The organism is Nitrospira sp. (genome assembly GCA_015709715.1).
In the GTDB taxonomy this organism is placed as follows: Bacteria; Nitrospirota; Nitrospiria; order Nitrospirales; family Nitrospiraceae; genus Nitrospira_A.
In genome coordinates this window covers 3,925,959-3,941,958 of record CP054184.1, presented here as the reverse complement: position 1 = coordinate 3,941,958, position 16,000 = coordinate 3,925,959, and the positions used below count along the sequence as shown (strand labels likewise).

14 protein-coding genes are annotated in these 16,000 nt (G+C 55.7%); 3 read left to right on the top strand and 11 right to left on the bottom strand.

What is annotated here, in order from left to right; translation table 11 throughout:
- The first annotated feature begins 89 nt into the window (after positions 1-89).
- Complete coding sequence (locus HRU82_18765; protein ID QOJ36866.1) at positions 90-467, top strand: tyrosine-type recombinase/integrase; 378 nt, start codon at positions 90-92, stop codon at positions 465-467.
- 511 nt (positions 468-978) lie between these two features.
- Here the strand turns inward: HRU82_18765 and HRU82_18760 are convergent.
- The 8 genes from HRU82_18760 to HRU82_18725 all read right to left on the bottom strand — a co-directional run bounded on the left by HRU82_18760 (position 979) and on the right by HRU82_18725 (position 10,060).
- Positions 979-1,227 (bottom strand): hypothetical protein, encoded by a 249-nt coding sequence (locus tag HRU82_18760; protein QOJ36865.1) that lies wholly within the window; start codon positions 1,225-1,227, stop codon positions 979-981.
- Positions 1,228-2,444: 1,217 nt separating this feature from the next.
- Positions 2,445-4,469: a hypothetical protein gene (locus tag HRU82_18755; protein QOJ36864.1), complete on the bottom strand. Its 2,025-nt coding sequence runs from the start codon at positions 4,467-4,469 to the stop codon at positions 2,445-2,447.
- A gap of 915 nt (positions 4,470-5,384) precedes the next feature.
- On the bottom strand, positions 5,385-5,600 hold the full coding sequence (locus HRU82_18750) for a hypothetical protein (protein QOJ36863.1): 216 nt from the start codon (positions 5,598-5,600) through the stop codon (positions 5,385-5,387).
- A 253-nt stretch (positions 5,601-5,853) separates the two neighbouring features.
- Positions 5,854-6,369, bottom strand: a complete 516-nt coding sequence (locus HRU82_18745) for a hypothetical protein (GenBank protein ID QOJ36862.1) — start codon at positions 6,367-6,369, stop codon at positions 5,854-5,856.
- 161 nt (positions 6,370-6,530) lie between these two features.
- Entirely contained in the window at positions 6,531-6,974 is a 444-nt protein-coding gene (locus HRU82_18740) for a hypothetical protein (protein QOJ36861.1), read from the bottom strand.
- A 995-nt stretch (positions 6,975-7,969) separates the two neighbouring features.
- A complete protein-coding gene (locus HRU82_18735) occupies positions 7,970-8,299 on the bottom strand; it encodes a hypothetical protein (GenBank protein QOJ36860.1) in 330 nt (109 codons plus the stop codon).
- Between the two features lie 916 nt (positions 8,300-9,215).
- Complete coding sequence (locus tag HRU82_18730; GenBank protein QOJ36859.1) at positions 9,216-9,425, bottom strand: hypothetical protein; 210 nt, start codon at positions 9,423-9,425, stop codon at positions 9,216-9,218.
- Positions 9,426-9,454: 29 nt separating this feature from the next.
- The gene (locus tag HRU82_18725) at positions 9,455-10,060 is read right to left on the bottom strand and encodes a recombinase family protein (protein QOJ37268.1); all 606 of its coding nucleotides are present in this window, start codon (positions 10,058-10,060) and stop codon (positions 9,455-9,457) included.
- 959 nt (positions 10,061-11,019) lie between these two features.
- On the opposite strand from HRU82_18725, the gene HRU82_18720 reads away from it, so the two are divergent.
- On the top strand, positions 11,020-12,105 hold the full coding sequence (locus HRU82_18720) for an SGNH/GDSL hydrolase family protein (protein ID QOJ36858.1): 1,086 nt from the start codon (positions 11,020-11,022) through the stop codon (positions 12,103-12,105).
- A 37-nt stretch (positions 12,106-12,142) separates the two neighbouring features.
- Here HRU82_18720 and HRU82_18715 read toward each other — a convergent pair whose 3' ends face one another.
- The gene (locus HRU82_18715) at positions 12,143-12,853 is read right to left on the bottom strand and encodes an RNA methyltransferase (protein QOJ36857.1); all 711 of its coding nucleotides are present in this window, start codon (positions 12,851-12,853) and stop codon (positions 12,143-12,145) included.
- Between the two features lie 169 nt (positions 12,854-13,022).
- A complete protein-coding gene (locus tag HRU82_18710) occupies positions 13,023-13,364 on the bottom strand; it encodes a hypothetical protein (GenBank protein QOJ36856.1) in 342 nt (113 codons plus the stop codon).
- A 173-nt stretch (positions 13,365-13,537) separates the two neighbouring features.
- On the opposite strand from HRU82_18710, the gene HRU82_18705 reads away from it, so the two are divergent.
- Positions 13,538-14,005 (top strand): helix-turn-helix domain-containing protein, encoded by a 468-nt coding sequence (locus tag HRU82_18705; GenBank protein QOJ36855.1) that lies wholly within the window; start codon positions 13,538-13,540, stop codon positions 14,003-14,005.
- Between the two features lie 12 nt (positions 14,006-14,017).
- On the opposite strand, the gene HRU82_18700 is transcribed toward HRU82_18705, so the two are convergent.
- Positions 14,018-15,997 carry an oligopeptide transporter, OPT family gene (locus HRU82_18700; GenBank protein QOJ36854.1) on the bottom strand — a complete coding sequence of 660 codons (1,980 nt, stop codon included), beginning with the start codon at positions 15,995-15,997 and terminating at the stop codon, positions 14,018-14,020.
- Positions 15,998-16,000: the final 3 nt, after the last annotated feature.

The window sequence follows — 16,000 nt, the reverse complement described above, 5'->3', positions numbered from 1 at the left end:
GATGGGAGGTTCTGTGGTCACGCTGCGTTGGTCGTCTTATACTTGGCGAGCCGCGCAAGAAGTTGAAGACACAAGGAAGCAAGCGAAGAGTGCCGGTGCATTCAGAACTGATCAGGCTTGGTTTCCTGAAGTACGTAGAGCAAACAAAGAAGGCGAGACATTCGCGGTTGTTCTACCAGCTAGAGAAGAACCGAAACGGGTACGGGGATGCTGTTGGGAAATGGTTTGGGCGGCATCTGAACAAGATTGGCATCACCGATCCTGCGAAGGTGATCCACTCCTTCCGGCATACTGTGGTCACTCGGTTGACGGCTGCTGGGGCGCCACAAGATATGCGTGAGGTGATCGTTGGACACGCCGCTGAGAATGTCCATGGGCAGACCTATGTGCATCGTGAGGGGATACCTCTGGCGTTGCTAAAGGAGCATCTGGAGAAGCTGGCCTTCCCTGGCCTGGTGAGTTCCTAGTTACTCCTACGCAACCCTGCCGATGAGATCCTCGTACATCTCCTGTGTGAGTGGCAGTCTTGTTAAAGGCTACCTATCATATGGCCTCCGTTCCATCCCCTTTGTTAGTAAGTCGTGCAGCTGCCAACTCCATGGGACCATGACGTATCGCGTTTTCGCTGGTACGTATTCCCCTGAATCAATCACTGTGCCGTCTGGTTCAACAGCGATTGAGTGGACCTCCCACGAGGCAGCGACTTCCTGGCCATAAACAGGTGCCCATTCGAGATACTGCATTCCCCAGTATGGCACCGACCCTGGGTGAGTTGAGGCGTGCTCAAGGCTGTTCAAATGGCAGCAGAAGGGCTTTCCTTGCCCCCACCGAATGGCTGTTGGGACGATCTCAACGGCATTGGCTACGTAGTACTCGCAAACGGCTGGATTGAACCAAGGCTCTAAGTACCACTCTGGCTCAAAGGCTGCAGGCCGGATGCTTAGGAGCTTCGCTTTGACGTCCCATAGCGTAGCCATATCACCTCCCAGGCCATCTGCCGCCGTCGAACTGTTGCTTTGATTTGAACATTGTGTACCCCTTAGCGCCACGGTCTTGCTCCAGCTGCTTGCCCGTTGCGGGCTGCTCGAACTCTTCGGCTGAGTGAAAGACAATTCCCGCCTGTTTCATTTCGTGGATACGGTCAAGGATCTGGTCCGTTGCATCGGGCAAGTCGGCGTCCCACTCAGGCTGGTTGTCCGGTGTGGACTGTTTGACCTCAGGAGTCATTTTCTCACCTCCACGGTTAGCGTCTTACTCAGCGGACGACTGGACCAACGGTCTTCGGGACAGCCGCTGTCTTCGAGACTACGTAGATCCAACTTCGAGCCTTCTACACTTCTGTGGCCTGTTGGGAAGAAACACTGTGGTTTGCAATCGCCCATGATGACTCGGACGACATCATTTCCGGCTTCGGAAAGCCTTGTCTTGGTTGTAGACATGTTCATTTCCCTTTCGTTCTGGTTACCGTGTTCGTGAGAACTCACCGGCTTAGATGAAATCCGAGATAGTTCAAAGCTTGCCCCAACCACCAAGCCTCCCGTTGTAAGTACTGGATGAGGTGCTGGCAGTTGCCACACAGATGACCGCGGATACGACCGCCGATGGTGTCAGGTTTCAAGGCAATTCCTGTACGTTCGCAAATACTGCATTGGTGATTCATTGGATTGACCTTTCATGTTGAATAGACCTGTTGAAAGTGACGAAAACCGTCACTGTGTTTTATTGGGGACCGTAAGGAATTGAGGGACCGTAAGGAATTGAGGGACCGTAAGGCTGCTTCGGCAACCAATACAGAAGTGTCACTTTGAGAAACTCTCCTGTATTTTCAATAAGATTTACGGTCCCCACAGTAGAGCTTGTGTGAGGCTTTACTTATAGATTACTTGTGGGGAGTTCCTACCTCACCCACCTAGCACACCAAAGACCTCAGGAGAGTCAATGGTAGTCTAAGACACCCTTCCCTCAATCCCTACGTGTCTCCTAAAGACCTCCGCCCGTAACGCCGATGGCATCGGGCTTCAAGGCAATGTTGGCCCGTTCGCACACGCTACAGTGATTCATTGGATTGACCTTTCATGTTGATAGACCTCCAGGGCGCTCTTGCGAGCACCGGCCCTGGCTTACGTCATTGAAGGCCTTACTAGGCTGTCGGTGTTGGGATAGTTGGGTGTGGATAAGAGAGGGCCTACTTACTTTCGTTGTACGGTAGACCCTCCCTTTGTATGGTAAGGACTAAGCTGCCTTTGACTCATCCTTGAAACCGTACTGGCCAGCCTCAACCCTCACAATCCGCTTTCCTTCACGTTTCCATACACTTGCACCCGTTCTGCCAAGAGGCATAAGAAGAGGTCTTATGTGAGAGTTGGCAGAATCATCACAGATTGCATCCAACACACGGTCCCACGTTCTGGGGGCAACCTCACCGGCACATTTAGCGGAATGGCTTAGGCTGCTGTCTCATCCTTGAGGCCATACAGCCCAGCCTCAACCCTTACAAGCGAATGTCCTTCACGTTTCCAAGGGGTTGCGGGAAATGTTCCATCGGGCATAAGAGGGGTCTTCTTGTGAGGGTTGGAATATTCAGCCTCAACCTGATCCATGATTCTGCTCCAGGTTGCTTTCGCGGTGCTCTGCATTCCAGTTGCAACCTTCAGGGCTAGCATCTTCATCTCGTTCTGCTCGGCTGGCACCATGTCGAGGAAGTTCATCACCGCCTCAACACCTTTCGATACCAGCGTCTTCGACTCCTTGGCATACACAGGCTGGTAAGCATCCCAACTTGCACCAGGGTAAATCTCTACCAGTCGCTCTGACAGGTTGAAGTCTACAGTGTCTTCGTAGAACAGGATCGTCTCCTGACCACCAGCTTTCCCGTTCAACGTGATCCTGCTGATACCCCGACCGATGGCTTGTTGAGCACCCACAGCAGACTCCCCAACCCTCGCTGAGTAGACCTCCTGGTACTTCAACTTTCCGCCAAGCTCGCGGTCTACCCCCAGGATAGCCGCACTGATGTCTCCTAGTTGTCTACGTGGCACCCCGAACAGGATGACGACATTGCAGTAGGAGTACTTGTTCGTTGCGTCATGTTTTCCATAGTTCTCCACCACGATCTGTTGAACCTGCTCTTTGCCACTTCGTCTGTTTGGGTTGTTGACCATCTGCATGGTGTCTACTCCACCTTTCGCCAGGGCAGCTTCAAGGGCTTGTGGGATGTCCTTACACCCCATGCTGCTCTTATGTGTCCAGATCAGCACCGCCTTACCAGCAGCCTGACGGGCCTTCACGATCTCAATCAACTCCACCACTGGGTTACCGCCTTTAGCCTGTCCCTTGGTGTACTCATTCAACGCCTTCACCACAGAGTCTTTCCCTGTTGGGACGTTCCAGTGAAGGAATTGCATTGATGAGTAGTCGATCACGTCTCGCAGAGTCTTCCTGTAGCTCTGCTTCAACTCGTTCAGCATCGGGTGATGGTCTTCCAGATTCTTGATTGAAGCATCTCGCGTGCTCAACTCTGACACCTTGAACGAGGCATCCAACACAAGCACGTTGGTGATGTGATCCGGCACCACGACAAAGTAACTGACCATAGCCTCATGCCCTTTGATCGGGATAAGGCGTAGTCTAAACTGCATCATGCTCAGGAAGTCTTGGAGGGTCTTTTGTACGACTCCTGCACCATGAATGTTCGCTAGGAAGCTGGTGATGTTCCCCGCTGGTAGCTCAGGGGCAACACCCACAGACTTAGGCAACAACCCCTTGCTGTACTTGCTCGACATGTCCGCCGCTGACTTCACCAGCACAGGCAACACTTGATCCAGCCAGTCAATCAGCGGACGATGGTGGGGCTTGTGGTCCGCCTTCAACGCACCATGGGCTTGCTTGAGGTCTTTCAATGGGAGACTCACAGGGGAGGTTACAAGGCACCGTTCATCCCACACCACGAGATCCCGCTTGAGGAAGTAGACTGGCTTGCGGTCAACAACATCCCGCTCGGGTCGTGCGTAGACTCGCCGGATCTTCTCGTGAGTGATGAGGAGCACTGGTACGGATCGGTCTTCGTCGCTGTTTCTCTTAGCGCTCTTGTCCTTGTGTAGAACGGATACGTAGCGTCTGATCTCGTCCTTCGGGATACCAGCATCCAGAATTGCATCCTCGAAGTCGTAGAGTTGTTCCACCCTAGCGGCTGCGATTGTAACGGTGATCCTTCCTAGTAGCTTCTTCTGAAAGGCTGCAGCAAGGAATGCCGCCACAGCACTCGACTTACCGAAGCCGATGGGCGCAGATAAGCACCAACGACCATGCATTCGTGAGTCTTCTGTGACCATCCCAACAAGTTGATTGTGGATGGCTCTAAGGGCAAGCTCCTGAGCATCGTCGGGGTTGTTGCCGTGTTCCCTGAGAATCTGAAAGTGAATCGTTGTGGTGAGCCGTTCAAGCTCTTGTGCTTCGTGTGTGGATAACATTTGACGAACCTCCCAGTTCGTATTTACGTAGACAAGTGAACAGCCCTCGCAAGACACAACCTCGCGCAAATAGCGGAGGGAGGGGGCCGCGCTCAATCACGAAGCCATACCCTGGAGGGCTGCTCGCTTGTCTGATTGATAGAAAAGAGGAACTACTTACGATGCGATTCTGAGGAGTGGGTCGGTCGAAGACAGCTGTCCTGAAGACGACCTTGGATACTTGGCGATCCACTTCGCTCGCGCTTCGTCTTCGGGCATGTCAGCCTTGAAATTATTGTGGACTTCGCAAAGGCATTGAATGCGTTTCTTGGCCACTGTCGGATGGCCCACGATCCATTGGCTTAAAGCTTGGCCGGATGACGCATACCCAGTCTTTCGCCTCCCTGCACAGGTTCTGATACCCCCTCTTCTTCGCTTGATTCACCCCAAAGGCTTCCACAGGGTGCTTACATTGACACCCCGAGCACCAGCGTTCTTCCGTTGCCTGTGCAGTCATCGGGACTTGTTCCATTTCCTTCCTCCAGATGTGTTGATTGATAACTACGTAGGAGACACCAAGGGTGAGACCGGCGGGATCTTCCCCACCGATCTCTCGGGCACTGACAAGCATTACAGCCACCCACTTAAGGTTCTGAGACTGCATGCTATGGCCCGCCCTAGTGCGCCACCCTGAGCCTCACTCCCGCAATACCACACCCGTTCTCCACCGCTGGACGACCGCAGTCCTCCGGAAGTGGGCGCGTGTGATGCGTTGTGTGGGAATGTTGATCTCAGGGAGGCTAGGAGCTTCCGCCGCTGCAGATGCGTGGATTACTTACAGTTTGAATTTCTTCACTGGCGGGACCAGCAACTCACTGAGAGGGTTTGATGGGCCTCTGCCTTGCCCACCAGGGGCGCATTCGCACTTCATAGCGTTCACTCCTTTTTCACTCCTTCAATGTTGAATAAACTGTTCCAATCCACACCCTGGCCCTTCTTCACCCTGTCATCGTAGGCTTTCTTCTTCGCCAGCTTCACATACTCCGCTCGTGTAGCCTCAAGCCTTGCCTGCCTGTCAGCCTCAGAATACGGATCGGGAGGCGGAGGGGTGTCTTTGCCTTTGGGCTGCTTTCCTTTGGGCTGAGCGCTCATTGGCACTCCTTACGCGTAGTGTGGATCACTTGCGTGTGTTCAGTCGTTGCCCCTCCAGCATCACTACGTACCGTGGTCGTGGGATAGGATGAACTGACCTCCACAATCTTGTTGGTGATGGTTTCATACTCAACGGGCGCGTTCTCATTGTCTGTGCGAATGGTGGTGCTCATGGTGTTGATACCTTTCTAGTCCCAGTCTAGTCCGACAGCGGACTGTCTATTTGTCAGTGGATGAACTACTTACTTACTGTCTACTTGAGGTCCCCGTTGCGGTCCCGCTTCGCATTCGGATTCTCAGGGCCAGTCATCTTGGTCGGCTCCTCATAACTGCCACCACGCACCCGCGCCTGCTGCTTATCGACTGCAGCCTGCGAGAGCTCTGGGTAGTACCCTTCGGCTTCCTGTGAAGCCACCACGTCGGCTACATACTGCCGATACCGTGCATCCGTACGGTAGCGGGGATCACGAAAGAGCTCCCGTGCTGCTGCAGTCTTCTGTTGCTCGTACTCAAAGCGATCATTCACAGGCGCTTCTGCCAATCCCAGAACAACGGGGTCAGATTGCGCAATGATCTGCCGCACCACCTGACGGTATCCTGCAGACTTCTTGTAGTCTGGACTGGCCATCGCTTTGACCATCTCCGCCTTGCTCTTGAAGCATGTTCGAGAGCCCACAGCTTCCCATTCAGAACCATCGTCGGCTCCAAAGCTGTCGCTGATCGAAATCTCCGTCACACCTCCGCCCAGGTTCTTAACTCGTGCTGCCATGATGATTACTCCCTTTGTGTGGTCTGGTTGCCCCTCATGGGGCTGGTTGATTGGTTTACTTCTGCTGACTGCTCGCCCTTTTGAGGGCCGCTCGCCCTTTTGAGGGCCGCTCGCCCTTTTGAGGGCCGCTGACTACTTACTTACAATGCCGCTGCCTTCGCCTAGGAAGGCTCACTGAAGGCTGCCTTCCATTCCTCCTTCGTGATGTACCCTTGGGCAATCGCCACAGCCCTGAATTGCATCGCCCATGCGCGAGGCCTTGAGTACGCCTTGGCCATCTCATCGGGTGACCTCCAGGCTCCGTGCTGGATTGTGCCCAAGATGGTTTCAAAGGGGACGCGAGGGCCGTTCCTAGACTGCCGCAGTCCCCGCCTGCCCTTAGGGTTGACCAATGGCTCCACCTTCTTCCTAGCGGCCAGATCCTTGGCCTTTCGCTCAGCAATGAGCCACCGACCGAACGACCCGCCGCAGCCGTAGGGGTCTTCGTGCAGCCGCCGTTCTTCTTCCTCGTATTCTGCATAGGTGCGCCTCTTGACCGGCCTGTGGTTGGCCATTGACTCACGCAGCATGGCGCTGGCTTCCTCAATGTCCTTTTGGCTCAGCATCTAGGCGCTCCTTGCCCTTCACAGGGCTGCTTGTCGTCTTCCGCTCTCGGAAGAGCTTCGAGATCCGTCGAGGCGACGCCATGACGACTCCCTGCGTCGCTCGCACCGAGTGCTTCGCAGCACTTCTGGACATGCTCCTCAAGACGCTGGAGGCCGATTGCAGGGATGGTCCTGAAGCAGCCCCACTGACCGCAGCTGCAGAGGAAGACTTTATTGTGGGGAAACCACAGTGGACTGTGCTGCCCCCCGTTGCTATCGACCAAGGTCTGGCCAACGTGGACTGGGTTTGCCTTTGGGGCGTTCATTCAGATTCTCCTTTCCTTGGGTCGGTCGCTTCTGACGACCTCGGTAACTGCCCAGTACACCATGGGCACAAACACTTACCCTTGTCTTTTGCCTTGTCGTCGCTGACGACTCCCTTGTCAGCCTCTCGTTCCCTTCTGAACTGAGCATGGGCTGCCCTATGTGGAACGTCGGCCTTTTGCGTATGGCCAAACCAGAAGGGCTGCTTCGAGAGGTAGGCTTCTAACCGTTCGTCCACCCACTGGCGGACATCCTCCGGTGCCATGCCCTCACATCCTCGATAGGCTAGGGCTTCCTGATAGAGGCGCTCTCTGGTTTCATCAGAGACGCGGGGCTGTGGTCTCACTTGAACGGGCTTTGTGGACTTCTTGGTGGTGGACTTCTTGGTGGACTTCTTGTTCTTGGTGGTGCTGGTTGGCAATTCACCGACTGACACAAACTTGGTGGGGGCTGGCATGATGCGATTTCTTTTGGGCGTCCTTTCTGGTTGCCCTTCGACAGGGCTGGTTGCCCCCCTCATGGGGCTGGGAGGTTGGTAAACCGACTCTCAGGTGGTCAGAAACCGGCCCACAACTTGTTGATATTTCAGGGGCTGTGGGATGGCTAAAACACGGTCTTGATGGGTAGGCCAGGACCATATGTGGGTTGTAAGGAAATCAGCAGGTTGTGGTGACGCTGGCGTGAGACTGGAGCTAGGGTTGGTCTCCTTGGTCGGCCTTGACCCCGCCTTCCGTGTCGGTCTGACGACCTTCCTTCAGGGCGAGTGCCTGCTTCACCTTCTCAGCCGTTCTGCCATGGGCGTTCACACGCGGTTTCTTATTCTTCCCTCGATGACCGCACCGCCCTGTGCGAAAGCTATCCTGCCATTCCTTGGGATCGACCATGCCCCGCTGGACAGCCGTCCGACAGATCCTTGAGATGTAGCTGACATCAACCCCGATGTAGGTGGCGAGCTCCGTCCTAGATCGGAAGCGCCGACCAAGGACCATTTCGACAATCTTTGAGAGTGTTTCATTATCCATTGTTACTCCTTCGTGCATGTTGTTATTCAGTCGTGGTCGTTCTTCGAACTCAGTGGTCGTTCTACGAGCTCAGTGGTCGGTTTGTGCTGTTGTTGTTCGTCTGTTCCGAATGATGCTCCTTGCTGATGGTTGGTTGTGGTTGCAGAAACGGCGAAGAAACTAATGACAGGGGATTAAGAACGAAGGTGAGAGCATGAATACTTGACCTGGATGCTCAACAATCCTTCCTCTCTCCTAAGATCGTAGGTTATTCCCTGCACAGCCCTGAAACGCTTTGGGGGCTCCTATGGTACGACTTAATTCCAGCACAGCTGACCCAGCCGACCAGGTTCCTCCCTTCTATGATCGGACTTAATTCATGCACAGCCCTCTCTCCTATGGTGGTGGTTGAATCGGAAAAGCTGCACAACCACTTGTAAATACGCAGAGAACAGGAGGTTCGGTATGAACCGACCCAGGAGGTCGTCAGACCGACCCCGGCATTCTGCGTCTTCCTGTGTGAAACGTCGCGCAGGCGAAGCCCCATGTTCCTATCTCCTAAGATGCGACTTAAATCCGCACAGTACTGGAACGCTTTGGGGCTCCTATGGTAGTGGGTAATTCCCGCACAGCCAGGTACCTTCTTTCAGAGCAGCGAGTTCGAGGCTCTTTGAGAAGATTCTCAACAACGCTCTTTGTCGCTCACAGGGAACTGAGTCGGAAGGCCTCTTGGAGGTTCGCCAAGAACCGACCTAGGAAGGCCTCTGGCTGGCATTATGAGCGACGAACAGGGAGAAGAGCTGGGATTGTGGCTTCTGGGAGGGAGGGTTGATTGGAGGCAGTCTAGGTATGTAGGACAGCCTAATTATACTTCAGTAGTGTATTTGGTTGGCCTTGGGTAAGCCTGGGAGATTGACCCAGTCGCCTTGCTAGTTCCCTAACGACCACTGAAGCCGTCGTTGGTGTGAATAATGATCACCGCAATGAGGAACGCCAGAACGCCGAGAAAGCCTCCGACCAAGATATGCTCCAGTCCCTTGCTCGTCCCACCTTCAATGCCTGCGAAGAACGCGCCAATGAAAGCGGCAATGAGGAGCATCCGGCCCCATCGAGGCTTCCTCTTCTGCACATCTTGTGGGTTGTCCATTCTGTATCCTCTTTCGTCCTGGTTGCCTACTAGACGTGTGTGGCCTTTACCATCCGGACAACCGTTCCAACACCAATGCCAACTTCCTTCGCAATCTTGATCATTCCATACCCCTTCGCTCGAAGCACATGCACTCGCTGCTCAACCTCTCCATTGATCATCGGCCTGCCCAGCACCTTGCCTTGCGCCACTGCTCGCTTAAGGCCTGCGCGAACGCGCTCTTGAATCATGCTGCGCTCGAACTCACCAAAGACGCCCAACATGGAGAACATGGCCTTGCCTGCTGGTGTGGTTGTGTCGATGCCTTGCTGATGAAGATAGAGATCCACCTTCTTCGCATGTAGTTCGTTGAGGAAACCGATCAGATGTTGAAGGCTACGACCTAAGCGATCCACTGACCACGCCGCAACAAGGTCGAAGTCCTTCCTGGCCACGCCGTTGAGGATAGCGTTGAACTGAGGGCGCTGGTCTCGGCCTTTCGCGCCTGATATTCCACGGTCTACGAACTCTCCAACGATCTCCCATCCATGCCGCCTTGCCACTTCTCGAAGCTCTCGCAGTTGGTTCTCAACGCTCTGGCCGTCAGTGGAAACTCTGGCGTACAAGGCGACTCGCTTCGTGCTGCTGTGGCTCATGGTGCTTGCCTCCAGGTGGTTGACCGTTGCGGTCTGGTTCATGCTATGCGGAAAGGTATCACGCTTCTATTCAATAATCAACTGTATACTGAATAGCAGAAAGCGAGGGGATCGCCCTTCGCGATTTCAACGAGTTCAGAAAGGTTAAAACGGAGACGATTTCTGAATAGGCTGAAAAGCTTCCAAGGGTGGATCAACTGCAGAGGTGGAAAGATTGCTGAGGTGGATTGAGTGAGGGAGTGGAATCACCTCACGGCTGGAGGCGTCTGCGCCGCTGGAACGGTTCCAACAGTGGAAGGGTTGCCTTCTTGAACCCAATTGGCTATGGCCTCAGCCAGAGCTTCGGCAGATACGACCGACCAGCGACTCCGCCCATGCACCCGAACGGCGTTGTAGGCGTAACTATCGGCGTAACTATGGGCGTAGGCAAGGATGATGCCCCATGGAGGCTGCGATTTGAGAGTGGGATGCGTGCGCCTGCGGAAGAATTTAATGATGGGCCGATGGCATGGGGGGAACGTCGGGCCGATGTTGGAGCGTATAGGCCAACAGATTTTTCTACCTGAGCAAATCGTGTTTACAGGTGCCCTGCCGATCATATCGGCCCTTACGTTCCGCCCTTACGCCCCCCCTTAGGGACTACCTTGACTCCAGCCTGCTGATGGGTGGTATAAGGCTTGCGGTTGGGCACTCCGGACAGCTACAAGAAACGATGGTGAATCGCTACACTTTTCGATTCTGACCCAAGGGGCACCCTGTGGGAATCCAACAACTTGGAGCATATCGAAGTGATGGTGCGTCTTCTGTCCCTCGGCACCATATCCCATTCCGCTGTAGAGAAGTCGCCCACATAGCAACGTGGCCCCTAAGCGCATACTGCTCACGGATTTTTTCTTAGGACATGTTGGGAATTGCCGCTGGGCGTTATATACTTCACTCCAAGACTACGGAACTTCTCCATGGCCCAACAGGTGCAGCCCCGGCGCAGAGTCTTGGTCGCCGGTCTTACGATTGCAGGTCTTGGTTCTATTCTCCTCTGCCTAATCCTTGGCGAATTGGCTATCCGTGCGGTCCACCTGCTCCGCGATGACATTCCATTTTTTGAATCTCCTGCGCGCATCGGACCCATCACAATGGATTCGAAGTTGGGATGGCGTGCGACGGAGCACTACGGGCAGGACCTCGAAGAACACACCTTGCGTGGACAACCCTACCACGTTCATCGGACCCAAGGCCTGTTGGGCTTCCGCACATACGGCGATCTGCGGTCCACCAAGCCGAAGATGCTGGTCATTGGTGATTCCTTTACCCATGCAACGGCGGTGTCCAATGACAGGACCTATTACGCCTTACTAAGCGACCTGCTCGGCGTGGAGACATTTGCCTATGGAACCGGCGGGTACGGCACGCTGCAGGAATACCTTCTTCTCGATGAAGTCTTCGACACGATACGGCCCACCATGGTGCTGTGGCAATTCTGCAGTAATGACTTCATCAATAACGATCACGCCTTGGAGATGGCCAGCTCGCTCAACAATAACGGCTGGATCCGACCCTACTGGGAAAATGGTCGCCCGGTTTTGCGCTCCCCGAAACCAAGCGGAGTGCAAGCCAGGGAATGGATTCAACGGCACAGCCGGTTCCTCTATTTTATTGTTAGTAGGGTTGATCGCTTGCGCGCCAGGGGGCCCTTTGAATCCATCGAGTTCCAGATCGATCGCGCAAGATTTGCGCATCCCGGATTCGCTCGCTCAGTTCAGACCACCGATGAGCTGATGGGCATGGTACGGCGCCGCATTGGCAACGTCCCTCTCTACGCGTTCAACTGCGATCGTGATGAGCCCTACAGCACCGCGTTTGAACAAATTTCCTCTCATCATCAAATCCAGTTCTGGAAGGACGTGCCGGATGCGGTTCGTAATGCAGAGGCAAATGGACTCGACGTATCCGCGTCCGACGCGCATTGGAATGAACTCGGTCATGCTCTGATTGCCAAGAGTTTGAACGAACACTTCAGAAGGCTGCAGCAGGTCAGTACTCAGTAGCACCTACTGCGAAGGCGGCGAAATTCTTTTGAACCCATCAACGGGAAGACGGAAGCCCGGACAAGTGGTACAGAATCATGGCAGCAGCGGCGGCAACATTGAGGGACTCCACCCCTTTCCGCAAAGGAACGGTGAGCCGTGTCCGCGCCGCCTGAAGCGTAGCGGGCGACAGCCCCTGCCCCTCGCTGCCCAAGGCGACGATGGTCCTCGCCGGAAGAGAGTGGATCGATCGCAAGGAAATACTGTCTCGGTGGGCGGAATCGGCCGCCAGCACCGTGCACCCTGCTTGAACCAAATCTTGCAATTCCGCGTGAAGAAAAATGGGAAGGCGAAACAAAGTTCCAGCGGTGGCCCGAACCACCTTGGGATTGAATACATCCACTGAATGAGCCGTCAGCCACAATCCTCCGATATCCAACGCAGCCGCTGTACGAATGATAGACCCTAGGTTCGTTGGGTCTTGCAGCCGGTCACCGTAGACGCCCAACAGCCTGGGTCGTGCCAAGATCGTCTGCTGATCCCAGGTAGGCCGGCGCACGAGCGCCAGAATTCCTTGTGACGAGTCTACATCCGACAATGGCGAAAACCGTTCCATCGGACAGGAATACACCCTGCCGCTTGCTTCGAGCACCTGCTTCCGTTCCGACGACGTGTGACGATCAAGAAAATTGCTGGTGACAACGACCTCGACGACTTGGTCCGGTGCCGACCGGAGCAGTTCCAGGATAGGTTTGGCTCCTTCGAGCACGAATACTCCTTCCTGATCGCGAGTCCGCTTTGTGGAGAGCAGCTCCCGAATATACTGAATCTGACGGCGGGAAATGGTGCGAAGTGGGGCAGCCAACAGCGAACCGTGGTAGGAGATAGAGGCAAAGAGGGGCCTGCTGCGAATAGCTCGACCCCTCTTCCACGTCGAGCTATTTGCGCTTCTTGCCGGATGCAGCCTCAGCCGCACGAATGCGCTGAGCCCGCGCCTTGGCTCGTCTGAGCGCGGAGAGTTTTCCTCGGGTCCGATCGCGCTCAGCCTTCAATTGTTCGAGTTGTGCGCGAAGATGGACGCGCTCCTGTTTGTAAATACTGGCACATTCTGCACGAGATAAATTCGTCCAATCACCGGAACCCTTGGCCCGTTCTATCCGTGCCTCAAGGGACTCGCGCAGAAGCCTCTCACGCATCGACATCAACGACTGCAAGGCTTCCTGCCGCCGTTGGACTTCTTCCTCTTCGGCCATGATGCCGCGAATATCGGTTCCTAACATCGGCTGTTCCTCCTCGCCTCAGGTACAACAACAGTAACGGTCTATTGTACCCGATTCAACAATATGGTTCTACCCGGTCTCTGATGAGCTAACCGATTGATCTTGCGCAAAACCGCCAGATCCAGTCTCACTCCATTGCAGGACCTCAATCGGTTCCATTAAGATCAGGTCCCATGTCACACATTGGTCCACTGGTTCGAGCTTGGCGCCTGTCGCAAAAATGCTCCGAACGTGCGCTCGCCGAGAAAACCGGCCTGTCGTCCGAGCTTATCGAGGCCATCGAGTCGGAAGAGGTTGACCCCAACTTCTCAACACTCCAATCACTGGCTGCCGGACTCCAGATTTCTCTCTCCTGGCTCTGCATCTCTCCCTCGGATTTGACCCTTCTCTGCCAGGACGATGAAGAGGGTTCCCCAATTCAGGCCTTGACGGGGGCCGATCCTGTTCTGGACCGGATCGTTCTGGCAGCCGGCTATGATCGTTCTCTCTATGTCTTGCTGACCGCCCTCATCCAAGCCGGGGACCCCAAACTCTTGCGGGCGGCGGAGGTCAACCTGCGAGGCCTGGTGAAGCAATCCAAACAGGCGACGGTACCCTGGCAATCACGGCCTCCTGGCCATTTCGAACCGCCGAGTGACTAGCCGGTTTCAGACCTACGCTGAGTGAGTCGTACCCATGCGAACAGCCTTGGTAAGGACATAACCTACGACGATTAACGCGCCCAGTCCTGGCCACCCTCCGAACGGAGCCTCGGCGAACAGCTGAAAGGGGTCTCCCGATAATGAAGGCCACACCGAACTGAGCGCCACTGGAAGCGCCAGAAGAATTCCCACGAGCGCCTCACCGGTCACCAACCCTGCCGCGAACAATAGGCCACGATCTTCCGTACTGGGTCTAGGCGCGGCTCCTTCGCGTCGCACAGGCTCGGCCAAAAGTCCGCCCAAGAGAATGGCCGCCGATAATTTCAACGGCAGATAGAGGCCTAAGGCCACGGCGAGGACCGGGAACCGCATTCGATTCGGCTCTCGTGCCTGCCTCGTATCCAGCGCAATGATGCCCACGCCAAGCAGGACTCCTACTCCGACCAGGTGCCAAGGCAGCGACCCACCGAACACCCCCTTGGCAAGGTTTGCCATCAAGGTGGCCTGAGGTGCCGTCAGCGGATGCGGATGGACCACCGTCACCTCTCCGATCCCATATTTGGCCTCCAGCAACGACAACACGGGCACAATCACGACCGCGCCGGTGGCCACGCCGATGACTTGCATGATCTGCTGCTTCCAAGGAGTCGCCCCCAGCACATAGCCGGTCTTCAAATCCTGCAGATTGTCTCCTCCCATGGCAGCAGCACAACATACAACGGCGCCCACCAGAAGGGCTGCAGCCGGACCGGCAGGATTCCCCTGCCCCAACATGGCCAGCAGGAGGAGAGAGGCCAACATGATCGTGGCAATCGTGACGCCGGAGACTGGGTTACTCGAACTTCCCACAAGCCCTGCCATATACCCTGCAACGGCCGAAAAGAGAAAGGCAGCCAACGCCATCAGGAACGTCAACCCGATGCCCGCTAAAATGTTGTGTCCCAGCAGGTCTTGATACAGCCACCCCATCGGCACCAAGGAGAGAAACGCCAACGTGATCAGCCAACCCACCCCGGCATCTTGCTCAGTCCGGAGGATGACCGCGGCCCGTGATCTCTGACGTGCATCGTACAATGCGGCGAGCTGGCGAAGACTCTCTCGGATCGGCCCTCGCACCTGGACCAACGTCCACAGCCCACCGATCAACATAGCTCCGATACCGAGGTACCGAATCTGTCCACTCCAGGTCGCCTTGGCCGCGGTCATGCCGCTGACGGCATTCGGTTGGTCACCGAGAGCCTGGAACAGCGGAAGGAGCACCAGCCACCCCAAAGCCCCGCCGAAAAATACGACCACGGCTGTCTTGAGTCCAATGATGTAGCCCACCGCCAACAAGGCTGGCGAGAGATTCACGCCTCCGTAGAGGGTCGAGCGGCCCAACTGCAGGACGCCCTCCAACGACTCACTCCAGAGCTTGAGGCCTCCCTCGGCAAACTTGAAGCCGCCTCCGATGGCAGCCGCACCCAACAACGTTCGCAAACGGCCGCCGGCTCCCTCTTCCGCGCCTGCGCCGACCTTCAACACCTCCGCCGTCGCAACGCCTTCGGGAAAACGAAGTCTGGCATGGACAATCAAGGCCCGTCGAAGCGGGATCGTAAACAGGACTCCGAGGACTCCGCCGACCAGCGAGACGATCACGGTGTACCAAAAATCGAACGCTGCCCAGTGCCCGATCAGCAAGAGGCCGGGAATGGTGAAAATGACGCCCGCCGCCAGCGCCTCTCCCGATGACGCGGCGGTCTGGACGATGTTGTTCTCGAGAATGTTGGACCGGGGGAACAGGCGCAGCACGGCCATGGAAATGACCGCCGCAGGAATCGACGCGGACACAGTCATGCCGGCAAACAGCCCCAGGTAGGCATTGGCTCCGGCCAACAAGGCCGCCAACACGATGGACAACACCACCGCCTTCGGAGTGATTTCCGGCAATGTCACCGAGGCAGGAACGAGGGGCCGATCGGAAGGGGTCTCAGAACCGAGGCGGTCGCGCATGGC